At 53.3% G+C, this 23,379-nt stretch carries 19 protein-coding genes and 1 other annotated feature; of the genes, 12 read left to right on the top strand and 7 right to left on the bottom strand.

Features of this window, described 5'->3' with window-relative positions:
• Positions 1-54: 54 nt before the first annotated feature.
• On the top strand, positions 55-2,391 hold the full coding sequence (locus VN24_RS09285; protein ID WP_045670175.1) for a helix-turn-helix domain-containing protein: 2,337 nt from the start codon (positions 55-57) through the stop codon (positions 2,389-2,391).
• Between the two features lie 98 nt (positions 2,392-2,489).
• A complete protein-coding gene (locus VN24_RS09280) occupies positions 2,490-3,443 on the top strand; it encodes an aldo/keto reductase (protein WP_045670174.1) in 954 nt (317 codons plus the stop codon).
• 69 nt (positions 3,444-3,512) lie between these two features.
• Here the strand turns inward: VN24_RS09280 and VN24_RS09275 are convergent, their stop codons facing one another.
• Positions 3,513-4,196 carry a TetR/AcrR family transcriptional regulator gene (locus VN24_RS09275; protein WP_202967416.1) on the bottom strand — a complete coding sequence of 228 codons (684 nt, stop codon included), beginning with the start codon at positions 4,194-4,196 and terminating at the stop codon, positions 3,513-3,515.
• A gap of 202 nt (positions 4,197-4,398) precedes the next feature.
• Here VN24_RS09275 and VN24_RS09270 point away from each other — a divergent pair, with 202 nt between their 5' ends.
• Complete coding sequence (locus tag VN24_RS09270) at positions 4,399-5,910, top strand: MDR family MFS transporter (RefSeq protein ID WP_045670172.1); 1,512 nt, start codon at positions 4,399-4,401, stop codon at positions 5,908-5,910.
• Between the two features lie 954 nt (positions 5,911-6,864).
• Positions 6,865-8,412: a DUF5050 domain-containing protein gene (locus tag VN24_RS09260; RefSeq protein ID WP_045670170.1), complete on the top strand. Its 1,548-nt coding sequence runs from the start codon at positions 6,865-6,867 to the stop codon at positions 8,410-8,412.
• Positions 8,413-8,591: 179 nt separating this feature from the next.
• On the opposite strand, the gene VN24_RS09255 is transcribed toward VN24_RS09260, so the two are convergent.
• Together VN24_RS09255 and VN24_RS09250 are read right to left on the bottom strand one after the other, a co-directional pair.
• A complete protein-coding gene (locus VN24_RS09255; protein ID WP_045670169.1) occupies positions 8,592-9,356 on the bottom strand; it encodes an SDR family oxidoreductase in 765 nt (254 codons plus the stop codon).
• Positions 9,357-9,546: 190 nt separating this feature from the next.
• Positions 9,547-10,380 carry a MerR family transcriptional regulator gene (locus tag VN24_RS09250; RefSeq protein WP_045670168.1) on the bottom strand — a complete coding sequence of 278 codons (834 nt, stop codon included), beginning with the start codon at positions 10,378-10,380 and terminating at the stop codon, positions 9,547-9,549.
• 282 nt (positions 10,381-10,662) lie between these two features.
• Here VN24_RS09250 and VN24_RS09245 point away from each other — a divergent pair, with 282 nt between their 5' ends.
• The 5 genes from VN24_RS09245 (at position 10,663) to VN24_RS09225 (ending at position 15,110) form a co-directional block, all read left to right on the top strand.
• Positions 10,663-11,409, top strand: a complete 747-nt coding sequence (locus VN24_RS09245) for an ABC transporter ATP-binding protein (protein WP_045670167.1) — start codon at positions 10,663-10,665, stop codon at positions 11,407-11,409.
• The gene (locus VN24_RS09240; RefSeq protein ID WP_045670166.1) at positions 11,406-12,158 is read left to right on the top strand and encodes an ABC transporter permease; all 753 of its coding nucleotides are present in this window, start codon (positions 11,406-11,408) and stop codon (positions 12,156-12,158) included. The genes VN24_RS09245 and VN24_RS09240 overlap by 4 nt, the downstream gene beginning before the upstream one ends.
• 17 nt (positions 12,159-12,175) lie before the next feature.
• The gene (locus VN24_RS09235) at positions 12,176-12,385 is read left to right on the top strand and encodes a hypothetical protein (RefSeq protein ID WP_045670165.1); all 210 of its coding nucleotides are present in this window, start codon (positions 12,176-12,178) and stop codon (positions 12,383-12,385) included.
• Positions 12,386-12,430: 45 nt separating this feature from the next.
• Positions 12,431-13,453 (top strand): formylglycine-generating enzyme family protein, encoded by a 1,023-nt coding sequence (locus VN24_RS09230; RefSeq protein WP_045670164.1) that lies wholly within the window; start codon positions 12,431-12,433, stop codon positions 13,451-13,453.
• 101 nt (positions 13,454-13,554) lie between these two features.
• Positions 13,555-13,794: a binding site (T-box leader), on the top strand.
• A gap of 557 nt (positions 13,795-14,351) precedes the next feature.
• Positions 14,352-15,110, top strand: a complete 759-nt coding sequence (locus VN24_RS09225; protein ID WP_238590866.1) for a GNAT family N-acetyltransferase — start codon at positions 14,352-14,354, stop codon at positions 15,108-15,110.
• A 198-nt stretch (positions 15,111-15,308) separates the two neighbouring features.
• Here VN24_RS09225 and VN24_RS09220 read toward each other — a convergent pair whose 3' ends face one another.
• Together VN24_RS09220 and VN24_RS09215 are read right to left on the bottom strand one after the other, a co-directional pair.
• Positions 15,309-16,250, bottom strand: coding sequence for an ROK family protein (locus VN24_RS09220; RefSeq protein ID WP_045670162.1), 942 nt, complete (start codon positions 16,248-16,250; stop codon positions 15,309-15,311).
• Positions 16,251-16,435: 185 nt separating this feature from the next.
• Positions 16,436-17,308 (bottom strand): MurR/RpiR family transcriptional regulator, encoded by an 873-nt coding sequence (locus VN24_RS09215; RefSeq protein ID WP_045670161.1) that lies wholly within the window; start codon positions 17,306-17,308, stop codon positions 16,436-16,438.
• Positions 17,309-17,473: 165 nt separating this feature from the next.
• On the opposite strand from VN24_RS09215, the gene VN24_RS09210 reads away from it, so the two are divergent.
• Together VN24_RS09210 and VN24_RS09205 are read left to right on the top strand one after the other, a co-directional pair.
• Entirely contained in the window at positions 17,474-18,643 is a 1,170-nt protein-coding gene (locus VN24_RS09210; protein ID WP_338012229.1) for an MBL fold metallo-hydrolase, read from the top strand.
• A gap of 208 nt (positions 18,644-18,851) precedes the next feature.
• Positions 18,852-19,994 (top strand): sensor histidine kinase, encoded by a 1,143-nt coding sequence (locus VN24_RS09205; protein ID WP_045670160.1) that lies wholly within the window; start codon positions 18,852-18,854, stop codon positions 19,992-19,994.
• A 59-nt stretch (positions 19,995-20,053) separates the two neighbouring features.
• Here the strand turns inward: VN24_RS09205 and VN24_RS09200 are convergent, their stop codons facing one another.
• On the bottom strand, positions 20,054-21,082 hold the full coding sequence (locus VN24_RS09200) for a zinc-binding alcohol dehydrogenase family protein (RefSeq protein ID WP_148505216.1): 1,029 nt from the start codon (positions 21,080-21,082) through the stop codon (positions 20,054-20,056).
• Between the two features lie 334 nt (positions 21,083-21,416).
• Positions 21,417-22,040 (bottom strand): acetate uptake transporter, encoded by a 624-nt coding sequence (locus VN24_RS09195; protein ID WP_045670158.1) that lies wholly within the window; start codon positions 22,038-22,040, stop codon positions 21,417-21,419.
• Between the two features lie 305 nt (positions 22,041-22,345).
• Here VN24_RS09195 and VN24_RS09190 point away from each other — a divergent pair, with 305 nt between their 5' ends.
• Complete coding sequence (locus VN24_RS09190) at positions 22,346-23,362, top strand: methionine ABC transporter ATP-binding protein (protein ID WP_045670157.1); 1,017 nt, start codon at positions 22,346-22,348, stop codon at positions 23,360-23,362.
• Positions 23,363-23,379 lie beyond the last annotated feature (17 nt).

Here is a 23,379-nt window from a genome sequence, read left to right as displayed (position 1 = left end):
GCTTTGACGAACCATAATGAACCTAACTTATCTTCAGGGGGTAGGGATTTCAAGATGCTGAAGACTACTGGTTTATGGATGAGGGGCGCCTTCCGCAGCTTGCTGTACCGGTTTTTCTTTTTTTTCCTTGTCGTTTCGCTGTTGATTCAATTCATCAACTTCATCACGTACCGGGTCAATTTGTGGTATTTTGAAACCGAACTGGAGCATAATTACAACAAATCCCTTTCCAATATAGCAGCCGGCCTGAATAATGTGTTTACGGGAATTTACAATTCCAATTATCTTCTTTCGCTCGATGGGGAGGCTATGCAGCTGTTTTCCTCCAGCTTCGATGTGGACAGCCCCAGCAAATACGCCGTTGTTTCCCAAACGATTCGTTCCCTGAACCGGATCCGCCTCATGAGCGATTATGTGGACAGCGTGTTCATTTACAAAAAGCAGGACGATCTCATTATCAGCGATCATGGAACCATTTCTGCCAAAGATTTTTTCGGCAGGAGCAGCGCGCTCGAGCAATACCCCGAATCGTTTTGGAAAAATTATGGGCGGCAGAGCCAGCCGTTTCAGATTCTCACGCCTTCACGGTCGGTATCCCGCAACGGCGCGTATATCCTTCCGATCGTACAAACGTCTATTGCCGAATACCGGTCGAACGATCTGTACGTCATCAATTTGAAAGTCGACCCGATCATCCAGTCGCTGAATAGTTCCAAGTTGACTCCGAACAGCAGGCTGTTTATCGTCGACGACAATCAGCAGCTGATCGCTTCAACGGACATGAACGAGCCAAAGGGGCAATTTTTCAATTTCGTTAACCAATTTCAAGCATCCGGCACGTCCGTCCTGAGAACAAAGGTGGAAGGGAAGGACATGCTTGCGATTCAAATGAACACCCGTTTTGTGTTTAAAAACTTGCACATGGTCGCCTTGGTGCCGGTTTCGGACATTCGCGCAAGCATGAAAAACGTGCAATATTGGGGGACGTTCCTGTCTCTGCTGGCGCTTGTGCTTTCCGTTCTTCTTTCCTTCCTGTTCAGCCGTAAGCTGTATGGGCCGATTCATTCGCTCATTGTCAAAATATCGCCGTCCGCGGTGCCGGCGGCCGATGAATACAAGCTGCTGGACCGGGAAATTAACCGGATGATGAATAATATGGATACGCTGAGCAACAGCTTGTCTTCCCTGTCTCCGCTCGCTCTGGAGCAGTGGATCGTGCGGCTGCTGCGATTGGGGCGGATTCCCGATGAACAGGAGATCAGCTCTTTCTTGAACAAATGCGGTCTTTCGTTCGGGCACGATCACTTTGCGGCCGTCCTGATCCGGGCTAAATTAGGGAAAGCCTTCTATATGGATTACAGCGCTGCGGAGCAAAACACGTATTACGATAAAATGGTGAGCGTGCTCAAATCGAATACGCCGGCGAACCATCAGAGCTATTTGGTCGAAATCGAAGCGAATGTTTTCTGTCTGCTGGTCAATTTCCCGCAGGCTGCGGATCGGCATGAGCTTGCGGACTACTTTGAAAGCATGCTCGGTCTTTTCCGCCATGACGAAATTTTGCACGATGTATTCGTTGGCGTAGGCGACATTCATAAGGGCTTCGACGGGCTGCAGCAGTCGTATCTGGAAGCGATGAAAGCGATGTGGCGGCTGTCGCCGTTCGAGAACAAGCGGCTTCACTATTATGAGAAGGAGGACGAGGAGTCCGTCACGATTCTCCTGAACAACAGCGACGATAAAAAAATATTCAATCTGCTCGCGTCGGTCAAAAGGGACGAGCTGCACGAGCTGCTCGGCAAGGTGATTCGGAATCATGTGGCCATGGGGCTCAACGACTTCACGATTAAAGAGCTGTACATGCATCTCTTTGTCATCGGTTCGCAAGTGTTGAAGCATAAAGACAAGACCCTTCCTGAAGCAACGTATCGGGAATATATCCGCATGATCCTGTCCGAGCATTCGATTTCAATCGACGGCATGACGGAATTCATTTCAGGATATTTCAACCAAATTATGGATGCTGTTGAACCGAAAGCGAACCAGCTGGAGTCTTTGGTATTCAAGCCGTTCATTGACGCCAATTATCAAGAGGATATTCATCTGGAGGTTCTGGCGGAAAAGTTTCATACGACCGCGAACTATATGTCCCGCCTGCTGAAGAAGGAGCTTGGCAAACCGTTTCATCAATATCTGCAAGAGGTGCGGATTCAGAAAGCGAAGGAGCTGCTGGCAAACTCCAATCGAACCATTCAGGATATTTGGGCTTCGGTCGGGTTTAATAACCGGAACTCCTTCATTCGTTCCTTCCGCAAAATCGAAGGGATTTCACCGATGGAATACCGTCTGCAGCATTCTTCGAATTCGGAAGCGAAAGTGCAGGGGGAATGAAAACCGCACATCGAAAAAAATTGACGCAAAATCATATTTGGGTTATTTTTCCTATAGAGGCATCAATCATACCCGTTATACGAAAGGGGAGACAACAGATGAAATACCGCAAACTTGGCAAAAACGGTCCAGACATCTCCGTCATCGGCTTCGGTTCCTGGGCGATTGGCGGAGGAAACTGGGTTATGGGCTGGGGAGCGCAGGATGACCGGCTGTCTCATGAGAGCGTGCGCGCGGCGCTCGATGCGGGCGTAACCTTTTTCGATACGGCTGCCGTGTACGGGCTGGGACATTCGGAGGAAGTGATCGGCAAGGCGTTGAAAGGCGACCGGGATAAAGTCGTGCTGGCGACCAAATGCGGGCTTGTATGGGACGAAAACAACCATATTACGAATAACGGCACCTACGACTCCATCATCGGAGAAGCGGATGCCTCGCTGCGTCGGCTCGGCACCGATTATATCGATTTGTACCAAATGCATTGGCCGGACACCGGTGCGAAAGCGCCGGCCGAAGAGACGATGCGGGCGCTCGACAAGCTCGTTCAGGACGGTAAAGTGCGTTATGTCGGGGTGAGCAACTATGACGTCCCTTTATTGGGAAAGTCACTCGCAGTAAGGCACGTCGATTCGCTGCAGCCGCCGTACTCGATCCTAAGACCGGCCGTGGAGAAAGAAATTTTACCGTTTTGTCTGGAGCAGGGAATCGGCGTCGTTGCATACAGTCCGCTCACTTCGGGGCTTCTTTCCGGCCGTTATACGTATGACACGAAATTCGATGACAACGACTGGCGTTCCCGCAACAAGGCCCACACGGGCGAGGCGCTCCGCAGCAACGTCGACAAAGCCAATAAGCTGAACGAAATCGCCGCAGGCCTCGGCCTTACACTGCCGCAGCTTGCAGTCGCCTACGTGCTGGCGCATCCGGCGCTGACCAGCGCCATCATGGGCGTGCGCAAGCCCGATCATATTTTAAGCGTCCTCCCGGCAGCAGATGTGATGCTGGATCAAGCCGTATTGGCGGATATACGCGGAATCGCCGCGGAAAGCTAATAAAGCGGTGGCAATTGCCGCCGGCATAGCAAAGCCCCTTCGACTTCGCATCGAAGGGGCTTATTGCGGTTACAAATGCGAGCCGCCGCTCGCTTGCGTTTCCTTTTTGAGTCCTTCGATAAACAAGCCGCGAATACCCGCCAAAAAACGGTCTTTCGTGTAGCCCAGCGTTTTACGGTGGTAGAAATATTGCTCCGGCGCGAGCGCGGCGAGCAGGCAGTTGCTGATCAGCGTCACGTCGATCTCATTGGTTTCCCCTTGCGCGCTGGCGCGGCTTAAGAGAGTAGCGAATATATTGTGCATCCTCACAAGAAGAGGGAGCTTGCTTGGCAGAAAGCTTTTTTTGCCGGCATACCTGCAGCTTATGGCGGAGAGCAGCTCCGCATTTTCGTCCATAAAGCCGGTGATACGGACAATTACTTCGTACACTTGGTCGAGAGCAAGCATCGAGGAGGCATTCCGCCCGGCAAAAGCTTCCAACTCGTCCAGAAATTGTACACCGCTTGTCCGGAGAAGATCCGAGTAGATTTCACCAAGATGTTCGTAACGTCGGTACAGCGTTCCTTGGCCGATGGCGGCTTCCTTCGCGATATGGTGCATCGTGACCGTATCGAATCCGTTCCGGTCGATTAATCGGCGGACGGCATCGAGAATGCGGAGGCGGTATTCCTGATCCTTCTGTTCCCTTCGTCCTGTTTCTGCGGCAGATTCGGCAGGACGATGGAATTCCATACGATTGCTGGGAGTATTCACGACTACACCCCTCTCCTAGAAAAATATCGTAGATGAAATATTTGACATTGCGGACAAATGTCCGTATTATTTTGATTGCGGACATTTGTCCGGTAATCAATTATAACATGTTCAGCCGCTCATGTGTGCCCTTCAACGCGCGTGTATACATCTGTGAATGTCGAGCGCCGTAAGGAGGTTGAGCGAAGGAGGAGTGAAGGAGATGGACCAGGCTGCGGCTTCCGGTCAAACCAAACAGGAATTTCGTATGAGGAGCATACTGGCACCGCTTATCGCGATTGTTTCGGGTCTGTTTATGGTTATTCTGGACACGACGGCCATGAATGTGGCGCTTTCAAAATTGGTGAAGGATTTTAATACGGATCTTCCTTCTTTGCAATGGACGGTAACCGGGTACATGCTGGCGAATGCGGCCGTCATCCCGCTCGCAGGGTGGTTGTCGGATCGGTTTGGCGCCAAAAATATTTTTCTGACCTCGCTCGTTCTTTTTACCTTGGGCTCCGCTCTATGCGCGACTCCCAATAGTGCGGAATGGCTGGTCGTATTCCGCATCATCCAGGGCCTTGGCGGAGGATTTGTCATGCCCGTATCGATGGCTTATGTGTACAGACTCAGCCCCCCGGATAAAATCGGGCGCGTAATGGGCATGCTCGGCATACCGATTTTGTTCGCACCGGCGATCGGGCCGATCATCTCCGGCTATTTGGTGGAATATCAATCGTGGCGTTGGATTTTTTTAATCAACATTCCGATCGGCATTTTCAGCGTTCTGTTCGGCTTCTGGAGATTGCCGAAGATCGAGCGGAAGAAGGTGTCCGGCTTCGACCTCCCGGGCATGATTTTGGGGCCGCTCGCGTTCGCGGCATTGTCGTACGGGGTAACCGAAGGGGCCAGCAGCTGGTCTTCCGGCAAGACGCTGACCGGACTCATCGTTGGCGGGGTTGCGCTGATCGCGTTTATCCTCGTCGAGCTGAGAGCGAAAATTCCGCTGCTTGAGCTCCGCGTTTTCCGCTCCGTCGACTTCTCGTTCGCTATTTTCGTGCAGTGGATCGTCCAATTTTCCCTGTTCGGCGCGATTTTCCTGCTGCCGCAATTTTTGCAGCAGGCAAGAGGGTTCGGTGCCTTTGATACCGGACTGACGCTCTTTCCGCAGGCGCTTGCGGCGGCGTGTTTCATGCCGATCGGCGGAATGCTGTTCGACCGGATCGGCGTACGCTGGCTCGTCGTCATCGGCCTCAGCCTTGTATCCGGGGCGATATTCCAATATTCGCATGTCGATATGACGACGGAGGGCAGAGATCTGCTGCTGCCGCTCATTATGGCCGGAAGCGGCATGGGGCTCATGATGATGCCGCTCAATTCGCATCTGATCAACAAGGCGCCGCGAGAGCTGGTCAGCCGCGTGACGTCGCTGACCGCCGCGATGCAGCAGGTCATCAACTCGCTCGCCGTGGCGACGCTGGTGACGATTCTGACTTCGCGCATCAACACCCTTGCAGCCGGGGCACAGTCCGCCTCGGGCAGCAATGAGGACGCGGCCAAGGCGATGCTCGCGCTGGTCCCGAAGGCTTTCGATTACACGTTTCGCATCATGCTCATCATTGCCTTGTTCGGCATTGCGCTCGGATTCTTTTTGCGGCGCGGTCAAAAGCCTTCGGGGGAAACTCAGACGGCCAAACCGGAAGCGGCGGTCGAAGGTGTGCATATGAGCTGACCGCCGCGATGCGGCAACCGCAGTTGACAGCCGTCACGCGCCGTCGCATCTCGCGCGGGGAACTGTGCGAGGTGGCGAAAGCAAGCAAGGCTTTTAACGGGGCTGTCCCATAAGCAGGTTTTTAGCGGTATCAATCAGGGCTTCCAGGTCGGCAACCGGACGATCGGCGCGAAGGTGAACGGACGGATTGTACCGCTCGACCAAAAGCGGAAGCTTAAAAAGCGTAAAACGAACCGATCAAGGGGCTATCCTTGGCCGGTTCGTTTGATTTTATAGTCATCTGCCTGCTTTGTGTAACGCACATCGTCCACACATATCCAATTTCACGGCTCGTAACGCCATCGAACGCTTTAAACGCTCCGCATGAGGGATATTTTTGAAAAAGATGCGTTCGTGCATCTATTTTTCCTTCTACTGTCGACCCCATCTCACGTTCAGGCGATAAAAGCTGGGAAATTCCTGCGCCATTGCAGGTTTTCCGTCCAGACATGCGATTTCGATCGATAATACCTGCGCATTCGCAGGTTTAGCGAGGAAGGACCTCCGACTCCGCTTTCTCAGAGGTCTTTTCTCAATGTCCATTCTAAGGGATGCACTTCTCTTCTTCATGCAGGGCATCGATCTGCTGCAGCCGGAGCATATGAACGAGTGGTTCTCGTACGGGAGCCTTTCAAATTTTTGCAGAGTGCGACTTACTAGAATCCACCTTGGATACATATTCATGAACAAATGCCCGGCGAATGGAAACGCTCATTCGATCCCTTGGCCTTGTTTTTTTGGCAAAAATTTGTGACAATATTCTAATGAACCTTACTACGGCGATGAATGAGAAGCCTATCATCTATGATTTGATATTGACGCCGCCTGCGGGCAGCTGCTGAGCAAGCAGCTCAAAGCTTGAACTTGGTTCAGGCTTTTTTTTCATATATCAACTTCATGGGTGAGGAGAGAAGAATGAAAATCATCAGATTATTATGGATTCCTTTATTCGCCGCAGTTGTTCTGCTTACACAATTTCCAATACAGTCCGTTGTCCGGGCGGAAGCTGTTAAAGATGATTCGCGTCTGGATGACGTTATGGTTCTATACGTGGATAATCCCAAGTCTTATGTAAAGCATCAGCTTATTCCTGTAGATGCGGGAGACAGCCGGATTGCTCCGCTTACGAAGCAAGGCAAGATCTTAGTGCCCGTCCGGTTTGTATCAGAGAATCTTGGCGCCTCCGTGCAATGGGATCCCGCTAGAAACGGCATTGAGATCCTACAGGACGGAGTGACGATTCAGCTTGCCTTAGGCGATTCGACGATGGGAATCAACGGTCTTGCCAAGGAGATGGGGGCGGCGCCGGAAATGATCTTAGGCAGAACCTATATCCCGTTCCGGGCGATTGCCGAAGCATTGGGCAAGCAAGTCTATTGGGAGAGCGGACTCATTATGATAAGCGATCGGCCGGTAATAAGAGAAGGCAATGAGGATTTGATCCAAGGTCTGCTGGGCATGATGAAGGTGGAGAAGAAGCCTGAACCGGCGAAGCCGTCACCTCTTCCGGACAAGTACCCTGTGATGCTGGAAACTTCGGGTCCGGGCACTGTGCTGCTTCAGGATAATAAGGTTTACTATAACGATGGATTTAACAAGAGCAATGGCTTATTTGTTTTTACATACGGGCAGGAAGGGCAGAAGAAGCGCATCACTCAAGATACGACATCGTCCATGAATATTGAAGGGGACTGGATTTATTATGTCGTTCCGAATACGATCGGCTTCTATGGAAGCAAGAATCCCATTAAGAAAGTGAAGAAAACGGGCTCCACGCCTGTTACGATTACTACGGACTACCATATTGGCGAGGTTGTCGTCAGCGGGGACTGGATTTACTATGTATCAAACAATTACAGCACGAATACGGCGATATTAAACCGGGTGAAGACAGACGGTTCAGGCAAGAAGGTGCTTCAGCAGCTAAATGACGGTTATATTACGAACTTGCATGTGAGCCAAGGCAAACTTTATTTCTTGAAAAAGAGCTTCTGCGGCTATGGTAAAGAGTGCAGCCTGATCTACCGGATGAAGCCGGATGGAACCTCTTTAAGCGCTGTGAATACAAAGGAATATGCGGTCAATATGCAGCTGGCCAATGGCAAGATCTACTACGGCCGTTTCCATGAGAATTCACGAGACGACAGCAAGGATTCCATGCCTATCGATTTGTATTCCATGGAGATGAATGGAACGGGCGTAACGAATATCAGCAAGAGCGCCATGAATCCTGAGGAGCTTTACTTTATTGAAGAATTTAAAGTGCATGGGGATTGGATCTACTTCGGCAAGTGGGATGGTCTCTATAAGATGAGGTTGAACGGCACGTCTATGACGAAGCTGGCGGATGTCGGCAATCCCTTTAATATGAATGTGACGGGCGAATGGGTATACTTCAGGAATGTTACGAATGCTCACCGCGTAAAGACGAACGGTCAAGAGTACAAGACCTTATTCTGGTAGGAATATTAAACCCGGAAGACAGGTTGTGACAAACCGAAAAATGACCGCCTCGATGAATGACACAAATCATCGAGGCGGTCATTTTGTTATCTTTGTGGCAAACATACGACAGCCTCTTTGGCGCGTATCTGCGCTTGACAACGGTGATGCGGTAGCATGATGTTGCGGCAGCGGAGCGGTTACAAATGCGAGCCGCCGGTTGCGTCCAGCATTTGCCCCGTCACCCAGCGGCCGTCGGAGGACGCGACAAACGCGACGATGTCCGCGATATCCGCAGGCTGGCCGATACGGCCGAGCGCGGAGACGTCTTCTGCCTGCTTCGTCCCTTCCGGCGTATGCAGCCAGGAGGCGTTGACGTCGGTATCTACGATGCCGGGAAGAACGGCGTTGACGGTAATACCCCGCGGGCCGAGCAGGCTTGCGAGATGAAGCGTGAACGTGTTGAGCGCACCCTTCGTCAAATTGTAAGCCATCAGATGCGGGTAGGCGATTCTCGTCACGCCGGAGGAAATGTTAATGATGCGCCCGCCGTCGCGCAGCATTGGCAGCGCCTGCTGGACGAGAAAGAACGGCGCCTTGACGTTCACGGAGAATACGGTATCGAACTCCTGCTCCGTCGTCTGCTCAAACGGGCTTGATGTGCCGATCCCGGCATTATTGACCAAAATATCGAACTGACTGCCGCCGGTCAAACGCGAAAGCTCGTCTGATAAAGCCTGAACCAGCTGCTCCACGCCGGCTGTGGAATCAAGGTTTGCGCCGACGGTGAACGCCCGTCCGCCGCTCTCTTCGATCATGCTGACGACTTCATCCGCGGCATTGCTGCGGCTGCCGTAATGAACGGCGACAAGCGCCCCGTCTTCGGCAAGCCGCAGCGCAATTCCTCTTCCGATGCCTCTGCTGCCGCCTGTAATGAGCGCTATTTTTCCTTCCAATCGTTTCATCTCGTTTCTCTCCTTTCGTATGTGCAACCTTACTCTACACCCTCCCCTCAAGGGGAGAGTCAAGGAGCAAGGGAGAGTCAAAGAGAGAGAGCAGGAATTCGAACCGGCCCTGGACCGCAAAAAAAGCACAAAAACTCCCCCTTAATTACTCTGCAGGCCTGCAAAGAAAAAAGGGGAATGGAAGCGGCCGCTAAACATGCCTGGCGGCGTGCTCGACGGGAACGAGCACTTCGGCAAGCCGCATATTTCCGTATAGATCTTTATCGGACGTCAAATAAATTTCCCGGATCGGCTGCTCGTCGCTCGGGACGTAGCCGTTAGAGCCGATCCACGCGGCCAGCTCGGCGGCGGCCGGGCAGGAACTGCCGTATGGGTCGCAGCGGTGCACGAGCGAAGCGGCCATTTTCAGCTCCGGCAGCAGTCCGATCCTCGTTCTGCCGCTGCCGGGTATTTCCTTCGAGACCGGAATGGCGACTTCAAGATCGACGAGATCTTCCTCGCCGCTGCAATCGTGCCACAGAACGGTGAGCGAGCGACTGTCATTTTCCCCGTGGGAACGCACATGCCGCGCCAATTCATCGAGCATCAGGCACAAGTTCGCACGCGGGACAACGTCGCGAATGGAGGCGGAAAGCTGCGGCTCCACCTTTTTCACCGATACTGTAAATTCGGCGTCATGGTCATCCGCTCCGTGGACATGGCTGAGCCGCTGCCCGATTTCATGCAGCTGACGCTGCGCTTCTTCGATCGTTTGCAGAAGCTCGGCTTGCTTGGCGATTAAGGACGTTTTCACCAATGCGGGCGGCACATCTTCCTGCAAGAGCGGCATAATCTGCTCTAATGTAAAGCCCTGCTCTTTAAACGCGACGATGCGTTTCACCGTCAGCAGCTGCTGCGCAGTATAATAGCGGTAGCCGTTATGCTTATCGACTAAGGCGGGCTTCAGCAGCCCAAGCTCGTCGTAATAGCGCAGCGTTTTGACGGATACGCGGCTGAGCTTGGAAAAGGCGCTGATTTTCAGCATCGGGGAGCGGCTCCTTTCGAACGAAATCCACAATCCTTATGACAAAAGGATATGACGGCGCGGGCGCTGTGTAAAGGGCGACTGATTGCAGCCTAACAAACACCGTTATCCGGACGGGGTGGAACTGCTATCGGGCCGTGCTGGCAAAGTTGTCGCAAAGGCTGACAAATTGTTATATTTTGCATGTTGTAGTATGATAAGCGGCAGCGAAAGAACGGCATTCGAGGCGCTCCTTCAGCCGCTTGAACAGGGCGTCATTGATAAACGGAGGGGTAGAAACCGATGTCCCATCTTCTGAAAATCGAACGGTTAAAGAAAGTTGTGGAGCAGGGAGGGCGTCCGTATTTGTTCGCCGGCGTTTCATCGACGGTCGACGAGCGGGAAACGATCGCCCTGCTAGGGGCATCCGGGCAAGGAAAAAGCACCCTGCTGCGCATCCTTGCGCTGCTTGACCGTCAGGATGAAGGCACTCTCTTATTGCATAGCAAACCGTCCGGCCAGTGGCAGCCAAGAGAGTGGCGAATGAAAGTATGCTACGTCTCGCAGCAGGCGGTCATGCTTCCCGGAAGCGTTGAGGATAACTTGCGGACGGTAAGTGTTCTTCACCGCACCGCCTTTGATAAGCCGCTTGCCCGGCGTTTAATGGACAGCCTCGGTCTTGCGCATATTCACTGGAACAAAAGCGCGTCCGGCCTGTCCGGCGGGGAAAAGCAGCGGCTGGCGCTCATCCGCTCGCTGCTGCTGCGGCCGGAACTGTTTTTGCTCGATGAAATTACGGCTTCGCTGGATGTACACAGCAAGCATGCGGTGGAAGAGGTATTAAGTGCTTGGTCCCGAAACGAAGGTGCCGCGATGATCTGGGTGACGCACGATTTGGAGCAGGCCCGCAATCAGAGCGGACGGGTTTGGTTCATGGGCGAAGGGACGCTGCTTGAAGACTGTGAGACCGAACGTTTTTTCAAGCACCCGTCTTCGATTGAAGCGAGAACCTTTTTACAATGGTCCGAGGCAGGTGAGCAGCCCGTATGACGACGTTAGCTTTAATTCTCACACTTGTGTTTGTCGCGATTACAATCGGCATCTCGATGTGGCGGAAGCTGGGGCTTGAGAAAGATATCGCCTGGGGAACGGTGCGCTGCGTCGTGCAGCTGCTGGCCGTCGGTTATGTGCTGCAGTATGTGTTTCAGACGGAACATCCGCTTCTTATTTTGCTGATCGTCGCCGTCATGATTGTGGTGGCGGCATGGAATGCGGCCAAGCGGGGAAAAGGGCTGAAGGGGCTCTTATGGCGGATTATCGTGGCGGTGACGGCCACTGAAATCGTCACGATGACATTGCTAATCGGGCTTCGGCTGATCGAAGCGACGCCGAAATACATCATTCCGTTAACCGGAATATTGATGGGCAATGCGATGGTCGTATCGGGGCTGCTGCTGAACGCCATGAAGCGGGAAATCGACTCTTCGCGCGGCGAAATCGAAACGCTGCTGTCGCTAGGGGCGACGGCGCGGCAGGCGATTCAAGCGTCGCTGAAACGATCGGTGAAGACGAGCATGATCCCGACGATCGACAGTCTGAAGACGGTGGGGATTGTGCAGCTTCCCGGTATGATGACGGGCATGATCGTCGCCGGAGCCGATCCGATCGAGGCGGTACGCTATCAGATTCTCATTATGTTGATCGTCGCCTGCTCGGCGGCTATCACGTCCATTGTGCTGAGCATGCTCAGTTACGGGCTTTGGTTTACAAACGATTTGCGCTTGCGGCAATCGGAATGAAAAGGAGTTTTGCCGGAATGAACCTTAAAGGTCAGAACAATATTCGAACGAAGCAAACAAACCGTACCCAGGTTCTTCAGGTTCTATTAAAGCTTGGGCGCACTTCCAGACAGCATATCGCTGAAGTAACGCATTTAACATCGGCTACCATAACGAACCTGACGGCCGAGCTGATTGCGGAACAGACCGGGCTGCTGCGGCGCCTGCATCCACGCGAATTTGCCTGACCATCCGCGCAGTCGGACAGGCTCTCTTAAGAAAGGATATTGAACATGATGGAGAAACGAAGCTGCTGTTCCGCCGGCAGGTCCGGCATCGACAGGTCCGGGGGCGACCCGTCCGGAACAGGCCGCCCTGACCAAGCCGGCGTACACCATCCACCGGCTGCCGGGGATGCGCTTTCGGTACCGGAGAGTCGGGTTACGGATGGAATGATCTATTTGGCGGGCGGCGATTTCTTGATGGGAACGGACGACACGGAAGGGTTCCCTTCGGACGGCGAAGGGCCGGTGCGTTCTGTGCGTCTCGATCCGTTTTATATCGATCCGTGCACGGTCAGCAATGCCCAGTTTCAACAGTTTGTGAACGAAACCGGCTACCGGACGGAGGCCGAGAAGTTCGGCTGGTCCTTTGTGTTTCACTTGTTCGTCTCTCCCGAGACGGCAAAGAAGGTGACCCAAACGCCGGCGCAGACGCCGTGGTGGTTCGTCGTGGAAGGCGCTGCATGGAACCGACCGGAAGGACCGGACAGCGGAATCGAGGACCGGCTCGATCATCCCGTAACGCATGTTTCATGGAATGATGCGGAAGCTTACTGCAAATGGGCCGGCAAAAGGCTGCCGACCGAAGCGGAATGGGAGTATGCCGCCCGCGGCGGACTCGTTCAGAAGCGGTATCCGTGGGGAGACGTGCTGAAGCCGGACGGGGAGCACCGCTGCAACATTTGGCAGGGCAAATTCCCGGATAAAAACAATGCAAGCGACGGGTATGCGGGAACGGCGCCGGTAAGGTCGTTTTCCCCGAACGGTTACGGGCTCTACAATGTTTCGGGCAACGTCTGGGAATGGTGCTCGGACTGGTTCAGTCCGAATTACCATGTGAACGGTCCGCGGGTGAATCCAAAGGGACCGCCGCGGGGAAGCGAGAAGTCGCTCCGAGGCGGCTCGTATTTATGCCACAAGTCGTACTGCAACCGGTACCGGGTCGCGGCGCGCAGCCGCAACACCCACGACAGCTCAACGGGGAACATCGGGTTCCGCTGCGCGGCCGATGCGCCCGGGAACGGGGCGGAATAAGGATCTAATTTCTATAATAAACCGGTCGGATCCTTTAGAGACGGCGTAAAATCCTTGACGGGAGGGGACTGCGCCTTTAAACTGGAATAAACTTGAAGTAATTACATGCGAAGAAGAGGACAAGTAGATCCAGGGAAATCTGAACAGAGAGCTGCTGGCCGGTGCGAAGCAGTCAGTATCCGGATTCGAAACATCGCCTCCGAGCAGGTCTGACGAAACTTACAGTAGGCAGACCCGGGATCCTGCCGTTACAAAGGAGCATCATTGATGGATGATGACAGAGAGGGTGTATCGTTTGTACACCAATCAGGGTGGTAACGCGGAGCAGCTCCGTCCCTAGCGGGACGGGGTTTTTTGTTGTGTAGGAAGTTATGCGAATCTAAGTGGATAGAGCGCATCGCTGGCAGCGATGGGGTCGTAGGTTCGGCCGTCGCACCTCGCGCGAGGAACTTCGCCCCGCGACCTCCGAGAGCTAACGGCTGGCAACGACGTTAATGTGCTCAAAATGCCCTTTTGCACAATCTAACGGCTGTAAGAGACCTTATCTGATGGTTTACGCTCAAACCGAGCTATTCTTGCAACCAATAGCTGCGCTCATCACCGTTAAAATTTCAAAGGGGTCATTTTCATCAAATTAGCGACTGTGGCAGCCGTTACGAAATAATAACCTGGCATCCATCACTCCCTCATCCGGAACGAATCGAATCGTGCTGACTCGAACGGAGCCTAAACGTGCGGCATCACTCATTTCCGCTTTACGACGAAATCAATGGGGGAGGGATGAAAGCTTAGCGAAGCAGGAGACATGGAATGCCCGTATTCCGAATCAATTGAAGGAGGGGACTGTACGCTGGAAAAGCTCGTTACAAACGACAGCCTATTAAATGAGAGTCCGTTTATGCGTGATGAAGTTCCGTACAATTTGCTGCATTTTATTAACGGGTTCGAGAGCTCGATCGGGTATAAGGCATCTGACGGAAGCATGATTTTTGCAAAGTCACAGGGACACCCTGCGTGGCTGTGGATTTCTCAAACGGTGACGGACGACGACAGAAAGAGCATTGTGCGGGAGCTGGTGCATCAATTGAGCGGCGCTTCTTTGCCCGGCATATCGGCGGCTCCCGAAACGGCAGAGATGTTTGCAGAGGTCTATTCAAAAAGCGGCGGAACCGCGTATCATACTTCCATGATGATGGAATCGTACCATTGCCCGAAAGTGATAAAACCATGGAATGTTACGGGAGAGATCCGACAAGCGGGGCGGCAGAACGTGGAGCTGATTGCGGAATATATGGCCGGCTTCTCGGCGGAGGCGTTTGGCGTTCCGGTTGATCCGGCCAGTCAAATCCCGGCTGCTGAGAGAGCGGTCGAGACCGGCAACTTCTATCTCTGGATCGTTGAGGGGAAACCTGTCTCGATGGCCAATATCGCCCATCGTTCGCCAAGACACGCACGTATCAACGCTGTGTATACGCCTCCTGCATTGCGGAAGAACGGCTTCGCAAGCGCGATCGTGTCCGAATTGTGTTCGGTTCTGGAAGGAGAGCGCCTAACCCCGATGTTATATGCGGATTTGAAAAATCCGGATTCGAACAAGGTTTATCAAAACATCGGTTTTGTGGAAAGAGGAAAGATTGCCAGCATCAAATTCGGATGAAAATGGAAGACACCGTACGGCATCCGGCCAGTCGTCAATTCCACTTTTAGGGGTGACTCCAAAAGTCCGGAGAGTGCGCCAAAGTGCGGAGGGTGACCCCAAAAGTCCGAAGGGCGAGCCCAAAGTGCGGAGGGTGACCCCAAAAGTTCGGGTTGAAAAAAGCGAACGCCGAGCCCCCGCTTGGCGTTCGCTTTCAGGTTATAAAGCTTGCGTTGCCTCCGCAGCGATCCGGGCGGCGCCGATGATGCCGGCATTGTCGCCGAGCAATGCCGGCTCGACCGGCACCGGATCTTCCGCATAGGCGGCAAGCGTGCCGGCGCCGGTCAGGCGGCGGATGCGCCCAAGCAGAAACTCTCCTTGCGCCGTAATCGCCCCGCCGATCACGATGCCGTCCGGATCGAACAGATGGATCAAATTAATAAGTCCGGCGGCGACATGCTCCGCATAGTCGTCCACAATCCGCAGCGCTTCCGGGATGCCGGCCCGGGCACGCTCGAACAGCACTTCCGGCGTAATACCTGAATCGACGCCGAAAACCCGGTCCAACGTGCGGCGAAGGGCCGTTACCGACGCATACTGCTCCCAGCAGCCGCTCCTGCCGCAGTTGCAGGGCGCCCCTCCCGCCTGAATGACGTGATGGCCGAATTCACCCGCGTAGCCGTGCTTGCCGTAATAAGGGCGCTTGTCCGACACGAAGCAGCCGCCGATGCCGGTGCCGAGCGTCACGCACAGAAACGAGTCCCACGGCCGGCCGGCGCCAAGCCAAGCTTCGCCCGCCGCCAGTACGTTGACGTCGTTATCGATCCTCACCGGGAGGCCGGTGTCGCACGCCATCCGTTCCGTCAGCGGAATATCCGCCCATCCCGGCAAATTGGAGGTGGCCGAAGCGACTTTTTGCCGCCGCTGGTCCACTTGTCCGGCGGTGCCGATGCCGATGCCACGAATGGCCAATCCTTGCTTATCCGCTTCCGCCTTTAAGCTTCTCACCGTCTGCAGCAGCTTCGCGTAGATCGCTTCCCCTCCGGCATCCGCTCCGGTCGGCGCGAGCATCCGGTGCAGCAGCGTTCCGTCCATGCCGACCAATCCGGCCTTTATGTTCGTTCCGCCCAAATCGATCCCGAGCGCACATTCGTTCAACAAAGCATTCCCTCCGCTTCTCATCCTCCGTTCGGCGGGACCGCAGACCGCACTGCGCCGCACACGGCCAATTAATCCGCAGCCAACAGAAAATGGCGTATACACTGAGTATACGCCGCACATCAAAGAGTTGTAAATGATAACTCCTTTTACTTTATTAAAAATGGCGGATTTATCCGACCGATGTATTAATAGATTTTATCCAATACCGCTTTGGCCGTCCGTTCGATCGCGTCGTAGCTTTTGTCCCGGTAGTTGATCGCCGTCGCCGTGGACAGAATATCCAGCACGTGAATTTGCGCGATTTTGGAAGAGAAAGCCCCTCCCTGCAGCGGCGTTTCTCTCGACTTGGTCAGCAGCACGACATTCGCCTGCTGGGTAAGCGGGGAACGCGAATGGCTCGTCAGGCAGACGATCGACGCTCCGTTCTGCTTGGCGATACGGACCGCGTCGACCAAATCTTTCGTGCTGCCGGACGTCGAGATGCCGAATACGACATCATCGGGCGTCATTAACGTGGCGACCATCGCCATAATATGCGGATCGCTGACCAATTCCACATTAAAGCCGAGGCGCATGAACCGGTATTTGCCGTCGGCGGCCGTATTAGCGGAGGAACCGACGCCGAAAAAATAAATTTTTCGCGCGCGCCCGATCAGCTCCATCGCTTTCTGCAATTCGCCGATGCCGATCAGCGACAATGTATTTTCCAGCGCCTGAATGTTGTCGGCGGTGATTTTGGCTGCCATCGTAGAGAGATCGTCGGTTTCTTCGATTTGGCTGTGCACGTTTTTGATCGGAACGACCAGATCCTTGGCGAGCGCCAGCTTGAATTCCTGATAGCCTCCGAAGCCGATTTTGCGGCAGAGACGCAGGACGGACGTCTCCCCGACGCCGGATTTCTCGGCCAGATCGGTCAAGGTGGCGTACACGACGGTTTCCGGATCCTGCTGGATGGCGTCGGCAATTTTTTTCTCCGTGCGGGTAAGGGAGTTGTATATGCTGGAAAGGGTGAGGAGCGTGTTGGTGTTGTCGAGTGGATCTTTCTTGAATTTTGACATGGAAGACGGCCTCCATTATAAATTGGTGAAATACTTCTCCTTTTAGTGAGTATATTGGGTAGCTTTCCTTTTTACAAGAGTTACATACGGATCCAGCGGTACTCATATTGCAATCAGGGCACCGGATGCGTCAAAATAATAGATAGAACGGAGAAGAGGTGATTGATGATGACAACTTTGCTCATTGTGCTGGCATTCGTTGCGGGAATCATTATTTCTGCTTATTTGGTCATGAATTACGTTCCGTCTTTTGGCGGGAAATTATCCGAAGAACGGATGCGCACCATTACCCGCTCCCGCCATTTCGAGGGCGGAAAATTTCGCAATCTGATTCCGACAGCGATGGATACGAGCTTGAAAACGAATATTTCCATCCTGTTGGACTTTATGAAAGGAACGCCGGAAGGAAAGCCGGTGCGTCCGATCGCCGCAGAGCGCTGGCGTCCGCTCCGTCTGCAGGACAACCGGAGCGCGAGCGTTACGTGGCTTGGCCACTCTGCGCTGTGGCTGGAAGTGGAAGGGAAAACGATGATCGTCGATCCGATGCTTGGAAGAACGCCGTCACCGTTTCCGCAAATCGGAGGGAAGCGGTACCGGACGACGCTTTCGCTGCAATTGGATCAGCTTCCGCCGATCGATGCCGTTCTGATCTCCCATGATCATTACGATCATCTGGATTACGGCACGATTATGAAATTAAAAGATAACGTCAAGCGGTTCTTTGTTCCGCTCGGCGTCGGCGCCCACTTGGAACGCTGGGGTATCGACCGCAAGAACATTACGGAGCTGGACTGGTGGGAAGAGGCGGAGTTCGAAGGACTTACGCTCGCGAGTACGCCGGCACGGCATTTTTCAGGACGCAGGCTCACGGGCCGCGATACGACATTATGGTGCTCGTGGGTCATTAAAGGCGAGTATAACAGTCTCTTCTTCAGCGGCGACAGCGGGTACGGTCCTCATTTCAAACAAATCGGCGATAAATACGGACCGTTCGACCTGACGTTAATGGAATGCGGCCAATATGACAGACGCTGGTCCGCCATTCACATGGTGCCGGAAGAGACGGTTCAGGCCCATCTTGATGTAAAGGGGAAACGGATGATTCCGATTCATTGGGGTGCGTTCTCGCTGGCGATGCATGCCTGGACGGACCCGGTTGAGCGTGCTGTCAAAGCGGCGAAAGAGAAAAACGCGGCCATATGTACGCCGAAAATCGGCGAGACCGTCGTCGTCGGTTCGGGCCATTATCCTTCTTCCGCCTGGTGGAGACATCAGCATGACGGCGTGATCGGCTACTTCTCACCCAAGGCGACGCATTCCGATTCCACGGTATGAATTAACTCAAAATGGCTGTCCACAACATTTTACGGTTATGGATGGCCATTTTGTTTTTTTTATCCCGGCATGCGCAATGGAAAAAACTGCTTCATTAGTTATGGGAGGGTTTTTTCAAAAAAACCAAGAAATTAATAGATGACCAATACGACCCGCTGCCTACGGGAAGCAAACGAAAAATATTGCAATTACTGGAGCTGGTTACCGGATGGATCGAACGCTTGAGTTTGTTCGTCTTCAAAAAAACGCCATCATCGAAAATTGGGTGAACGCAGTTGAAACCGAATACCCCCATTTTTATGATTTACACAAATTAAGAACAGAGGGAGCGCGTTATTTTGATTTGATGATGGACATCCACATCCCCGTCAATCAACATCCGACCTTTGAGCAGGTGCCGCAGTGGTGCGAGGCATTATTTCAAAAAAAAGTACCCCTCGTTCATATCGCACACAGCACGCACATTTTCCGCCAAGCGTTTTTTGAAGCCTTATCCGATGCTCCATTCGATTCGGCTGCCGTCATAAAGTTGATTACCGTTTTAAACAGACGGATCGACGCCTTTGAAAGAGAGGTTTCCCACTTCTATTGGACCAACGCCCGCTCGCTGCTGGAGGAAAAGGACCGGGAATTAGACGAGCTGCATGAGGATAAATTAAGTCTGGTCGGGAAAATGGCGGCCAGTATGGCGCATGAAATCCGCAATCCTTTGACCTCCATCAAAGGGTTCATCAAGCTGATCCGCACCCGGCTGCCGGAACAATCGCTGCAGGCGGTTGAGAAATACATTCAAATTATCGAAACGGAATTCGATATGATCCATATGCAAATAACGGGATTTTTGAGCTTTTCCAAAAAACCGGTCGAAGAAAAGTTCGTCAGCCTGCAGGCCCGGGATCTCATTCAATCGGTGCTTGTTTTAGTCAACCCGCTTCTGAGCAGCGAAAATATCGAGTTGTCAATCGACTTGCCCGAAGAGCTGCTGCCTCTTCACGTGCAAAAGAAGCCGATCCAGCAGGTGGTTTCCAATTTGCTCAACAACGGTATCGATGCGCTTCGAAACGTGCGCGATGGGAAGCGGATCTGGATCGCAAGCGAAGAGGACGAGCAATGGATCCATCTGAAAATTACAAACAACGGACCGAAAATTCCGGACGACATTCAGCACAAATTGTTCCAGCCGTTTGTAACGGGAAGAGAGCATGGCACGGGTCTTGGTTTAACGATTTGCAAGCAAATCATGGAAAACCACGGCGGAAAAATTTCGTTCCGGTCCACTGAAAATGAAACCGAATTCATCTTAACGTTTATGAAGCCAGACCATGGTTCGCTCCCCCTTCCGGAGAAGTAGTAACAAGAGGCCGCCCTCAAGGATCGCCCTTTAAGGAACAGCCTCTTCCTCTTCGTTTCTTAATCGAAATGCTCCACAACGATTTTGCCGATGGTGCGGCCCGATTCGACCATTTGATGGACCTGGCGCAAGGTGGCGGCATTGATCGGCGCGAGCCGTTCCTTTAACGTTGTCCGCAGCTCGCCGGCGTCGATTTTTTCCGCAACCCGGTTTAAGAGCAGATGCTGCTCGATCATATCTTCCGTTTCATACATCGGTCTCGTAAACATCAACTCCCAAACAAACGCGGCGCTCTTGTTTTTCAGCAGCTTCAGGTTTACCGGCGCGGCGGTCTCGACGATTGAGCATATTTTTCCCTGCGGGGCGATCGCCTCGGCCATTTGCTCCCAATGCTGATCCGTGTTGTTCAAGCAAAAAATATAGTCCACCGATGTCAAACCGTGCTGCTTCAGCTGGGCGGTGAAAGGCTCGTAATGACTGATCGTGTATGCGGCTCCATGCTGCCGCGCCCACTCGGACGTTTCCGGCCGGGAGGCGGTACCGATGACCGTCAATCCGGCATCTGCCGCAAGCTGGGTCGCGATGGAGCCGACGCCTCCGGCGGCACCGACGATGAGTACCGATTTGCCTTCATTGTCGGCTTTGCGCTGCGAAATGCCGAGCCGCTCAAACAATCCTTCCCATGCGGTGATGGCCGTTAACGGCAAAGCCGCCGCCTGGGCAAAATCGAGCGTGCGCGGTTTCGTTCCGACAATCCGTTCGTCGACGATATGAAACTCGCTGTTGCAGCCCGGACGGGTAATGCTGCCGGCATAATAGACCTCGTCTCCCGGCCGGAACAGCGTGCAATCCGGTCCTACGGCCTCCACGATCCCGGCTGCATCCCAGCCGAGAACGCGCGGCGAGCTTTCCGTTTTTTGCTTTGGCGCGCGCACTTTGACATCGACCGGATTAACGGAAACGGCTTTTACTTGTACGAGCAAATCCCGTCCCTGCGGGATGGGCTTCTCCAGCGTGACGTCAATCAAACTTTCGGGGTCGTTAACCGGCAAATACCGGTGCAAACCGACAGCTTTCATTTGCGGCATGTGCATACATCCTTTCCCATTTGCAATCTACGATCCATTATAGGGAATAAATCATTTTTCGGAAGTACGCACATTCGTGTGATATAGTATCTGTTTATATACTGATGAGGCGGGTGAAAATGGAACAATGCCCGCAATTTCGGCATTCGCGAATTTGCGGGCATTGTTTATGAGCTGGCGGTGAAGCGTTACCTGTTGTTGATGCCGATACCTTGGTTGTTCGTCAGGATGTGGTTCGGAGGATGGCGTACATTCGTCCGGCATATGCACTCTCTGTCCGTTCCCATTCCGTATATAAGGGGTGAGGAGCTGCCGCTATTACGGCAGCAAAAGGCTAGCGTCTCGGCTTAAAGATGCCGAGCGGCGCGCCGACGGGCAGAAACGTGCGGCCGAAATGGATGTTCAGCACAGAAGCGCCCGCGCCGTACAGCGAGACGATTCCGATGCCCAGCTCCGCATAAGCGGCTACGGCGTGGAACAGGTGCGGCGCGATGCCGAATGCGTCGAGCGTAAGGCCGAGAAAGAGAAAATCGATCAGAACAAAGATGATGATCAACACTTTGTTCGTTTCAAGCGCACCTAAAGTCATAAACAGCGTAAACACGAAATAACCGGCAAACGCAAAACCGAGCTGATTGCCGTCGGCTCCTTCGGCAAGCGGGGCGCCAAGAGCGCCGATCTTAATCAACCAGTTCACCGCCGTTGCGAACCAAAAGAACGCGTAGGCGCCGAAAGCCGTTGTGCCGAATGTATTGTTGCGCTTGGAATCCTGGATGCAGGCGAACAGCTGGGCGAATGCGCCCAGGAAAATCGCCCACGGGATCACATAGCTGTAGCCGGACGTAATGCCGAGCTTCTGGGAAGAGGCCACCAGCGTAACGATGGCAAGTCCAAACAAGCCGAGCGCGCTCGGATCGGCATTGATAATTTTGACGTTGGCAGGGGATTCTTTCTGCATATACAGCCTCCAAATAAAGTTTAAGTTACGAATCCGCCGGACCGGAATACATACTGCCATATTATAACGAAATCGAACAAGCTATAGAAGCCGCTTTGAAAAATAAACTTGATCGCCCGGCTCCCATTCTATCATTGACAATAACCTAGTAGAATAGTATGATTTAGTTTGTGTGAAACTCATCTTTTTTACCCTATGGTCAAGATAAGGTCAACCGATGAAACCCAGTCATAATCGATACAGGTACTCGTATGGTGACGCCTTTTTCTAAATGGAAAGGGCGTTTTTACTTGGAGGGGACAATCATGATTCAGCTTATTGAGCTGCATAAGGAATATAAAACGAAAAAGGGAACCGTCACCGGTGTCGACAACGTTAATTTGACCATTCCAAGAGGACAAATATTCGGCATCGTCGGGTACAGCGGGGCCGGCAAGAGCTCGGTGCTGCGCTGCATCAATCTGCTGGAGAAGCCGACGTCGGGCCGGGTCGTGGTGGACAACGTCGATTTGACCGTCCTTTCGAAAGAGGAGCTGCGGATCGCCCGCCAAAAAATCGGCATGATCTTTCAGCATTTCAATCTCATCAGCAGCAAGACGGTGTTCGACAATGTCGCATTTGCGCTCAAGGCCGCCGGCAAGCCGGCCGCCGACATCCGCAAGCGGGTGACGGAGCTGCTTCACCTGGTGGGACTGGACGAGCATGCCGATCACTATCCTGCGCAGCTGAGCGGCGGCCAGAAGCAGCGGGTCGGGATCGCGCGGGCGCTCGCGAACGAGCCGCAGGTGCTGCTGTGCGACGAGCCGACATCGGCGCTTGATCCGATTACGACGCAGTCGATTCTCGCCCTGCTGCGGGAAATTAACCGGAAGCTTGATCTGACGATCGTGCTCATCACCCACGAGATGGAAGTGGTGAAGGATTTGTGCCATCAGGTTGCCATTATGCAGAACGGCCAAATCATCGAGGAAGGCGCAGTCTACGATATTTTTGCCAATCCGGTGCAGCCGCTCACGAAAGAATTTATTCAGAATACGCTGGAATTCAAGCTGCCGCCGAAATTATGGGACAAGCTCGATCCGGCCGGAAAAGTCGTGAAAGTATTGTTCCGCGATGAGGCAGCCGAGCAGGCGATCGTAAACGACTTGCTGAAGGCGAGCGGAATCAAGGCGAATATTTTGCACGGCAAGATCGAATATATCGGAGACAAGCCGCTCGGCACATTCATTATGGAAGTAACGGGAAGTCCGGTTGAGATCGATCACGCGATTCAATATTTACTCGGACGGAACTGCGGCGTGGAGGTGATGAACCGTGAATGACATTCTCGGGCTGCTGC

Origin of the sequence: Paenibacillus beijingensis, assembly GCF_000961095.1 — a bacterium.
GTDB classification, from domain to species: domain Bacteria; phylum Bacillota; class Bacilli; order Paenibacillales; family Paenibacillaceae; genus Paenibacillus_O; species Paenibacillus_O beijingensis.
Note: the sequence above shows the minus strand (reverse complement) of the source record. Positions and strands in the feature narration are given on the sequence as shown.

What these genes read in the sequence shown, in the direction of transcription:
- VN24_RS09240 (WP_045670166.1), top strand. Translation starts at nt 11,406, where the DNA reads ATGACGACGTTAGCTTTAATTCTCACACTTGTGTTTGTCGCGATTACA.
- VN24_RS09195 (WP_045670158.1), bottom strand. Translation starts at nt 22,040, where the DNA reads ATGCAGAAAGAATCCCCTGCCAACGTCAAAATTATCAATGCCGATCCG.
- VN24_RS09205 (WP_045670160.1), top strand. Translation starts at nt 18,852, where the DNA reads ATGGATCGAACGCTTGAGTTTGTTCGTCTTCAAAAAAACGCCATCATC.
- VN24_RS09230 (WP_045670164.1), top strand. Translation starts at nt 12,431, where the DNA reads ATGATGGAGAAACGAAGCTGCTGTTCCGCCGGCAGGTCCGGCATCGAC.
- VN24_RS09235 (WP_045670165.1), top strand. Translation starts at nt 12,176, where the DNA reads ATGAACCTTAAAGGTCAGAACAATATTCGAACGAAGCAAACAAACCGT.
- VN24_RS09280 (WP_045670174.1), top strand. Translation starts at nt 2,490, where the DNA reads ATGAAATACCGCAAACTTGGCAAAAACGGTCCAGACATCTCCGTCATC.
- VN24_RS09215 (WP_045670161.1), bottom strand. Translation starts at nt 17,308, where the DNA reads ATGTCAAAATTCAAGAAAGATCCACTCGACAACACCAACACGCTCCTC.
- VN24_RS09270 (WP_045670172.1), top strand. Translation starts at nt 4,399, where the DNA reads ATGGACCAGGCTGCGGCTTCCGGTCAAACCAAACAGGAATTTCGTATG.
- VN24_RS09225 (WP_238590866.1), top strand. Translation starts at nt 14,352, where the DNA reads ATGCGTGATGAAGTTCCGTACAATTTGCTGCATTTTATTAACGGGTTC.
- VN24_RS09190 (WP_045670157.1), top strand. Translation starts at nt 22,346, where the DNA reads ATGATTCAGCTTATTGAGCTGCATAAGGAATATAAAACGAAAAAGGGA.
- VN24_RS09250 (WP_045670168.1), bottom strand. Translation starts at nt 10,380, where the DNA reads ATGCTGAAAATCAGCGCCTTTTCCAAGCTCAGCCGCGTATCCGTCAAA.
- VN24_RS09210 (WP_338012229.1), top strand. Translation starts at nt 17,474, where the DNA reads ATGATGACAACTTTGCTCATTGTGCTGGCATTCGTTGCGGGAATCATT.
- VN24_RS09245 (WP_045670167.1), top strand. Translation starts at nt 10,663, where the DNA reads ATGTCCCATCTTCTGAAAATCGAACGGTTAAAGAAAGTTGTGGAGCAG.
- VN24_RS09260 (WP_045670170.1), top strand. Translation starts at nt 6,865, where the DNA reads ATGAAAATCATCAGATTATTATGGATTCCTTTATTCGCCGCAGTTGTT.
- VN24_RS09200 (WP_148505216.1), bottom strand. Translation starts at nt 21,082, where the DNA reads ATGCCGCAAATGAAAGCTGTCGGTTTGCACCGGTATTTGCCGGTTAAC.
- VN24_RS09285 (WP_045670175.1), top strand. Translation starts at nt 55, where the DNA reads ATGCTGAAGACTACTGGTTTATGGATGAGGGGCGCCTTCCGCAGCTTG.
- VN24_RS09255 (WP_045670169.1), bottom strand. Translation starts at nt 9,356, where the DNA reads ATGAAACGATTGGAAGGAAAAATAGCGCTCATTACAGGCGGCAGCAGA.